We start from the raw sequence: 7,122 nt of genomic DNA on the forward strand, positions 1-7,122 counted from the left end.
AGTACCTCGAGCGTTTCGATCAGGCGTTCGAGCGCTCGAAGGAAAGGTACAAGCGTGGGCTCGCGACCGCGCTCCACCATCGCGGGCTGGTGCTAGGATGCATCGGTGCGGTGATTTTATCGTCGTTGCTGCTTTTACGGGTGGTTGGGCTGGATTTCTTTCCGTACGTCGACGCGGGACAAATTAAGCTGCACGTGCGGGTACCGGCTGGAATTCGCTTGGAAGAGAGTGAGCGGATCATGGCCAAGGTCGAAAACATCGTCCGCTCCGTCGTTCCGCCCAGCGAGCTGCAAGTGATGACGGACCATATCGGTTTGCCAGTCTACTGGGCGCTGCTTTTCTACCAGACCGACACAATCGGCCCGCAGGACGCCGATCTGCAGATCGAGCTGTCAAATAACCATCATCCGAGCCTTGGATATATCAAGAAGATCCGGGAAGCCGTGAACCAGCAGCTGCCCGGCGTGGAAATCTATTCGCAGGCGGCAGACATCACAAGCCAGGTGCTCAACTTCGGACTGTCGGCGCCGATTGACGTTCAGTTGCAGGGTCGCGATGCATATTCATCCTATAAACTTGCCAAGGAGTTGTTGCCCAGGCTCAAAACCATTCCCGGCGTGGTTGATGTCCGAATACCCGAGACTTTCGACTATCCCACGCTCAGGGTGAAGATCGACCGGAGCAAGGCGCTGCAGTTGGGAATTTCGGAAAATCTGGCGGCGGAGAATGTGCTGAACTCGCTCGCCTCCAGCGTCGTGGTGGCGCCCAACAACTGGCTCGACTGGGACAACGGCGTAAACTACAGCGTGGCGGTGCAGACACCGCAGCACGTGATTAATTCGATCGATGAAGTGTTGAAGACCCCCATCACAACCCCCGCTTCCTCGAGCGCGGCTTCCAGCTATTCCTCGAGCAATGCGTCGAGCTCTTCATCGACCGACGCCTCCAGCTCTGCTCCGAGCAACGCCTCCAGCAGCTCACAGACCCAATTCGTGTCCAATATCGCATCGGTCGAGCACACCGTGACGCCGCTCGGAATCGCACATATGAACGTGTTGCCGGTGATTGATCTTGATTGCGGCGTTGAGGGCCGCGACCTAGGAGGAGTGGCCGCGGACGTGCAGAAGGCGATCGATCAGCTCAAGGACGTCCCGCCGGGAACCACAGTTCAGATTCGCGGCCAGAGCCAGGCGATGCACGAGGCTTTCGGCGGAATGGGTCAGGGGCTTATTCTCGCCTTGGTCCTCGTGTACCTGCTGATGGCGATAAACTACCAATCGTGGCTCGACCCAATGTTGATTATGATTGCGCTGCCGGGAGCCTTCGCGGGCGTGCTCTGGATCCTGGTGATTTGGCATACGACGCTCAACGTGCAGTCGTTGATGGGAGCGATCATGGGGGTCGGTGTTGCGACCACCAACGGGAATTTGCTGATCACGTTCGCCAACGAATACATGGAGAAAGAAGGTGTCGATCCTATAACCGCGGCAATCGAGGCCGGCACGACGCGGCTGCGGCCGGTGCTGATGACTGCGCTGGCCATGATTCTTGGAATGTTGCCGATGTCGCTCGCGCTCGGCGCCGGCGGCGGTGAGAATGCTCCACTCGGGCGAGCGGTGATTGGCGGGCTCATAGCCGCAACTTTCATGACGCTGCTCGTGATTCCGATCGTCTACTCTTTCGTGGGCGGCACGCGGGTGAGCAAGCTCCAGCGCGACGCGCAGATGCGCCGGATTCTGCAGCAGACAGAAGCAGCCAAAGAAGCGCAGATGTAAGGGCCCATGGCTGAGCGAATCGCAACCAAACCCGCCAGCGGTCCCAGCTTTTACATCAAGTGGATCGCGCTCCCGCTCATCGCAATAATCGTGGCCGGGGGAATCGTCGTGGCCCGCGATCTTGCGGTTCGCAGCCAGCGCGGGAACCTCGAAGAGGAAGCGGCGCGCGGCCGGGTCGTTCTTTGCACAACACTGCACGGGGAGATTGCCACGCGTACAATCACGCTGCCCGGCGAGATTCACGGCTTTTACGAGACGCCTATCTACGCCAAGATCTCCGGCTACGTGAAGCACATGTTCGTGGACAAGGGATCGTACGTGAAAGCGGGGCAGCTTGTCGCCACCATCGAATCGCCCGAGACCGATCAAGAGGTGCGCAATTACAAGTCGACCTATGATCTCGCGAAGATCACCGACGCTCGGAATCAGGTCCTCGTGTCGCAGGCGGTTATTCCGCAGCAGACGGCCGATGAAAGCCATCTGACCATGCTCGCCGACTTGGCAAGCTGGAAGCAGCTAGTCGCGACACAACAGTACGAGCGCGTTTACGCTCCGTTCGATGGGATGATAACAGTGCGCAATCTATACCCGGGAGCACTCGTAGCGACCCCGAGCGCGGCCAACACGTCGAATCCGAGCATCTACCAAATCGCCACTCTGAAACCGTTGCGCGTCTACGTGTACCTGCCGCAGACGTATACTCCTTTCGTGCGCGACGGCGACGAGTCGATAGTAACGGTAAGCGAATACCCGAGCCGCGACTACAAGGGATCGATCACGAGGCACCCGACCGCTTTGGATCAGGACACTCGTACCATGCTCATCGAGGTCGACCTGCCGAATGAGGACCTCACGTTGTATCCGGGGATGTACGCGAACGTTGCCATCACCATCAAAGGTTCGAACGGTGCGCCGCGGGTCCCGGACGAAGCACTGATCTTTAACGGCGAGCGCGTTTACGTCCCGATAGTGCGCGATAGGAAAATACATCTCGTCGATGTAAAACTTGGTCTTGATGATGGAATCCATTGCCAAGTCACTCGCGGGCTGAAAGGCGATGAAACGGTAGCGTTAGGACTCGGCCAAGCGGTCACCGAGGGTGAGCTAATCCGTCCATTGATGGCAAAGGGGAATTAGCGCGACCGCAGACCGGATGCAGAGAGCTCACGAAAAAGAGAGGGTTGCTGCGCTTACCGTCGGTCTCGCGATCGTCGTGCTGGTTTGGATCTCGGCGCAGGCGTTTGCATCCGAGTGGATCGCCTCGCTCGGCACTCTGTCGATATGGTTTTACGGACCAATCTCGGCGGCGGCCTGGGGTCTGCTGACTCTTATCTCTTATACACTCATTGTTCGCGCGCAGCGACGAAATCCGGCCCTCTGCCCGGAGCATGAAGAGGCGACCCGCGAGGCCCGACTTGCCGCGTGCGTCGATCTCGCGAAAATTCCGAACTGTGCGGAACAGGTAGACGCCGTTGAGAAAGACAAGCTAGCAGCGTTGATGGCTGGTTTCGCAATTACCGTCGTATCGTGGCTTGCGATCTTTTCGTTTGTTCCCATGGAATGGCTGGGATCCGCAATCAGCTCCCCGTGGCTCTACTGCCTGGCTTCAATAGCGGTGTGGGCGAGTTCCGCGGTGTCGATGTATTGGGGCTTCCGCCGCAAACGTCTGCGGCATGTGTCCATCCCCGCTCACTGATCGGGCCGCCCGGCGGAGGCCGTCGCCGTGATGAGAAATTTTCCTCGTCGCTTAGTGGGCGGAGCTTCCACCATCAGTCAAGTTTGCGACCCGAGCAGCCACTTCAGTCAGGCATTTTCTCTGCGGTACCTGCCGTCTCACGACCCTGACGCTGGCCAAGCAGGGAAGCCGAGGTGAAGACGATTCCTTGGTAGTTATTTTCCGCGACTTCGCTGAGCTTGCTCACGTATTTCGGCGCGCCGCCGTTGTAGACGAGGTAGCGGATCTTGCCGTGCTCGTGGCCGGGAAGGTTCGAGTTGTAGCCGGTGAACCATGACTTGGCCTTCCGCATCAGCATCGCCGAGTACATCTGTTTGACGTGGTCGGTCCAGCGTTCCTGGGCCTCTAGCGTCGGTTCAGCCCGAACGTAGCCATGCCCCCACATATACTCAAGCAACTTCGTACACCAGTTGACGCCGGTCTCGATGCCTCGCGGATAGTTCGTCGACGCCGATCCGCTCTGTGGTCCCGAGGGCATCAAAAAATTGGGGAACCCATAGACGAGCATGCCGAGAAATGTTGACGGCCCGTCCCTCCACTTGTCGCCTAGATTGGTGCCCCCGACGCCTTGAATGTCAATTTGGTCGAAGGCACCGGTTATCGCATCGAAGCCTGTCGCATAGACGATGAGGTCGAATTGGTAGTCGCCCTCGGTGGTGCGCAGCCCGGTTTCGGTTATCTCCTCTATCGGGGTCTCGCTGATGTCCACCAGGTGCACGTTGTCGCGGTTGTAGGCTTCGAAATAGTTTGTCTCCATCGGCACCCGCTGCACACCGAAGCCGTGATCTCGGGGGATCAGTTTCTCGGCGATGGCCGGGTCCTTCACCCGCCGGCGAATCCGGTCGGCAACGTACTCGGAGAACTCGGCATTCGCTTTCTCATCCGTGAAAATCTCTCGAAAGTTGCGCAGCCAGATCGCAAACCCTGAGCTGTCGTAGAGCTTGTCCCACAACGCGAGCCGCTCCTCGCGCGAGACTTCGTAAAAGCCGCGGCGGTCTGGCTCATGCTCGAAGCCTCCCGGTGTGCGGCCACACGTCTTAAAGATGGCGTCATAGCGCAGCCGTATGTCGGCCATCTCGGCCTCCGAGATAGGTCCATTGTTCAATGGAGCCGACCAGTTGGGCCGGCGCTGAAAGACGGTCAGATCCCCGACCTTGTCCGCGATCTCGGCAATGACCTGGATGCCGGTGGCGCCGGTGCCAATAACGGCGACCTTCTTCCCGGTCATCTCGACCGGTTCGTGCGGCCAGTAGAAGGTATGGAAAGAGCGGCCTTTGAATTTATCCATACCCTTGAATCGTGGCGGCGTGGGTATCGAAAGAAGCCCGACCGCCATCACGACGAACCGGCAGGTCAGCTGACGGCCATCGTTTAGTCTAAGCCGCCACCGGTCGTTGGTCTCGTCGAAGTGCAGGGCCTCGACCCTGCAGTTGAATTCCATGTATTTGCGCAGGTCGAACTTGTCCGCGACGTAATTCAGGTAGCGCAGGTTCTCAGGTTGACTGGAGAACCGCTCGTTCCAGTGCCATTCGTTCAGCAGTTCCTTAGAAAAGGAGTAGCCGTAGGTGTAGCTTTCCGAGTCGAACCGGGCTCCCGGATAACGGTTCCCGTACCAGGTCCCGCCAAGGTCACCCGCTGCATCGAGCACCCTGTGGTCCACCCCGAGGTCGGCTAATAGCTTGCTTTGATAGATTCCAGCTACTCCGGCGCCGATGACGATTACCTCGTGATCCAAACTAGTCCGGTCGATCATGTTCTGCTCCGCCAATTGCTCCTGAGCTGTCTGGTAACTTGTCCTGCGCGGTCAAGGACCGGTGAGTTACCGCGGTGCCGCCATGCTGGTTTCCTGCCCTGGCGGATGCTCCGCCGGCACCAACGGCTCCGGCTTCAGTTCCTTTAGTGCCGGCATTACCTCTTCGGCGAAAAGGCGCATGCTCTTTTCTGCCTCGGCCATTGGCATCGAGCCATACTTGAAGATGAACATGATCTCGTCAGTGCCGAATGCGTTGGCGAGCTGGGTTGCGCGGGCGATGGTCTCGTCTGGGGTGCCCCAGGGATGGCTCCGATAGAAGCCTTCCTTGAACGGTGAGGCATCCTTGCGCATCGCGTCCTGTTGCGCGCCGTATGCCTCGTAGCCCTTGATATTCTTCAAATGGGTGCCGAGCAGCTCATAATGACGCAGCGCCGAGTCGGCATACTCAACCATGTAGCGATGCGCGCCGGCGTCGGCCTTGCTGTAGCTTTCGGCGACGTAGGTCCACAACGCGAGCTTGGTGTGAGTTGGACCGTGCCCGGCGTCGCGGCTAGTTTGCGCATATCGGCGCATATTGGCGAGCGCTATATCGAGACTGGTGGTGGGGATAGTGAGCGGTCGCACGCCATGCTTCGCGATTATCTGCACGGTCTGCTCGGTACCACCTGCGCACCACAGGTTTAGGCTCAGATCGCGCTCCGGCTGGGGCCGCAGATGCAGTCCGCGGACCTGGTAGAACTCGCCGTCGAAATTGCACTGGCCGGTTGACAACAACTGTTTGAGCACCTGCAGGGATTCGTCAAATCGACCCCTGGCTTCGTTCTGATCTATGCTCAACCCGGCATATTCGCGGCGCCCGAGGCCCCGTCCGACGCCGCAGATCACGTTGCGGCCGGATCCGAGAAAGGCATCGAGCATGTTGACGTCTTCGGCGACGCGCACTGGATTGTGCCACGGCAGCACCACGACCATGGTTCCTAGATCCACGCGCTTGGTGATCCCGGCGATATAGGTGAGGTACTGCAACGGATTCGTCACCATCGTGTAGGGCGTGAAGTGATGCTCGATGGTCCACACGGAATCAAAACCCAAGTCGTCGGCCATACGGGCGATATTGAGTTCTTCGTGGAAAATCTCGCGATCGGACCGCGCTGCACGTTTGGGAACCGGCTTTCCCTGTTCTTCTGACTCGTAGCGATCCCAGTCGTTGTAGTTCTGATTAAAGATGGTTGCTCCGATCCGCATTGGTGTTCTCCTCACTGCGATTTGTCGGACCGCCTATCCGACAGCCACGTTGAACTCAGATAGATGAGCTTCGTTCTTCGCGCTCGCTCTGGCTTCGCCAAGCGTGTCGCGAACCAGGGTTTGCAGAAATCGTTCGATCCGGGCGGCGGGCTGATTGGCAATTTTCATCTGCACCAGCACGTAGCCAGTCGCCGCGATCAAGCGCGCGTCGTCCTCGGCGTCAGGATCGCGCTGACTCCCGGTTTCCATTCGCCAGCGCTTAATTGTGCGCGCAATCATGCCGACGATTTTCTCCTGAAACTTCAGATACTGGGGCCACACCTCGTCGCGCAGCGCCGTGCTCCATTCCAGTAGCACGCGTGTGTGGTCCGGATGGGTTTCGACAGCTTCAGCGAACGCGCGCGTGTGCTCAAGAATGATCTCCGGAGCAGGACGCTGCCGGTCGTGGATGTCTTCTGCCGTTGCGGTGAAGAACCGCGCCACCTCATCCAACACTGCGCTCACCAACGCCTGACGGGTGGGAAAGTAAAAGAACACCGCGGGTACAGAGACCTTGGCCTCGCGCGCGATTTCGGCATGACGGGCGGCGCCGATTCCACGACGCGCAAAAACGC

General features: G+C 58.9%; 6 protein-coding genes. 3 read left to right on the forward strand and 3 right to left on the reverse strand.

Annotation, left to right across the window (positions count from 1 at the left end; all coding sequences use genetic code 11):
* The 3 genes from VGI36_15020 to VGI36_15030 all read left to right on the forward strand — a co-directional run.
* A partial coding sequence (locus VGI36_15020; GenBank protein ID HEY2486459.1) for an efflux RND transporter permease subunit occupies positions 1–1,775 on the forward strand: 1,775 nt, incomplete at its 5' end.
* 6 nt (positions 1,776–1,781) lie between these two features.
* On the forward strand, positions 1,782–2,912 hold the full coding sequence (locus tag VGI36_15025; GenBank protein HEY2486460.1) for an efflux RND transporter periplasmic adaptor subunit: 1,131 nt from the start codon (positions 1,782–1,784) through the stop codon (positions 2,910–2,912).
* Positions 2,913–2,928: 16 nt separating this feature from the next.
* On the forward strand, positions 2,929–3,471 hold the full coding sequence (locus VGI36_15030; protein HEY2486461.1) for a hypothetical protein: 543 nt from the start codon (positions 2,929–2,931) through the stop codon (positions 3,469–3,471).
* A gap of 103 nt (positions 3,472–3,574) precedes the next feature.
* Here the strand turns inward: VGI36_15030 and VGI36_15035 are convergent, their stop codons facing one another.
* The 3 genes from VGI36_15035 to VGI36_15045 all read right to left on the reverse strand — a co-directional run.
* Positions 3,575–5,263: an NAD(P)/FAD-dependent oxidoreductase gene (locus VGI36_15035; GenBank protein HEY2486462.1), complete on the reverse strand. Its 1,689-nt coding sequence runs from the start codon at positions 5,261–5,263 to the stop codon at positions 3,575–3,577.
* Positions 5,264–5,329: 66 nt separating this feature from the next.
* Positions 5,330–6,508, reverse strand: coding sequence for an LLM class flavin-dependent oxidoreductase (locus VGI36_15040; GenBank protein ID HEY2486463.1), 1,179 nt, complete (start codon positions 6,506–6,508; stop codon positions 5,330–5,332).
* Positions 6,509–6,541: 33 nt separating this feature from the next.
* A partial coding sequence (locus VGI36_15045; protein HEY2486464.1) for a helix-turn-helix domain-containing protein occupies positions 6,542–7,122 on the reverse strand: 581 nt, incomplete at its 5' end.

Source organism: Candidatus Binataceae bacterium (assembly GCA_036495685.1).
Lineage (GTDB): Bacteria > Desulfobacterota > Binatia > Binatales > Binataceae > JAFAHS01.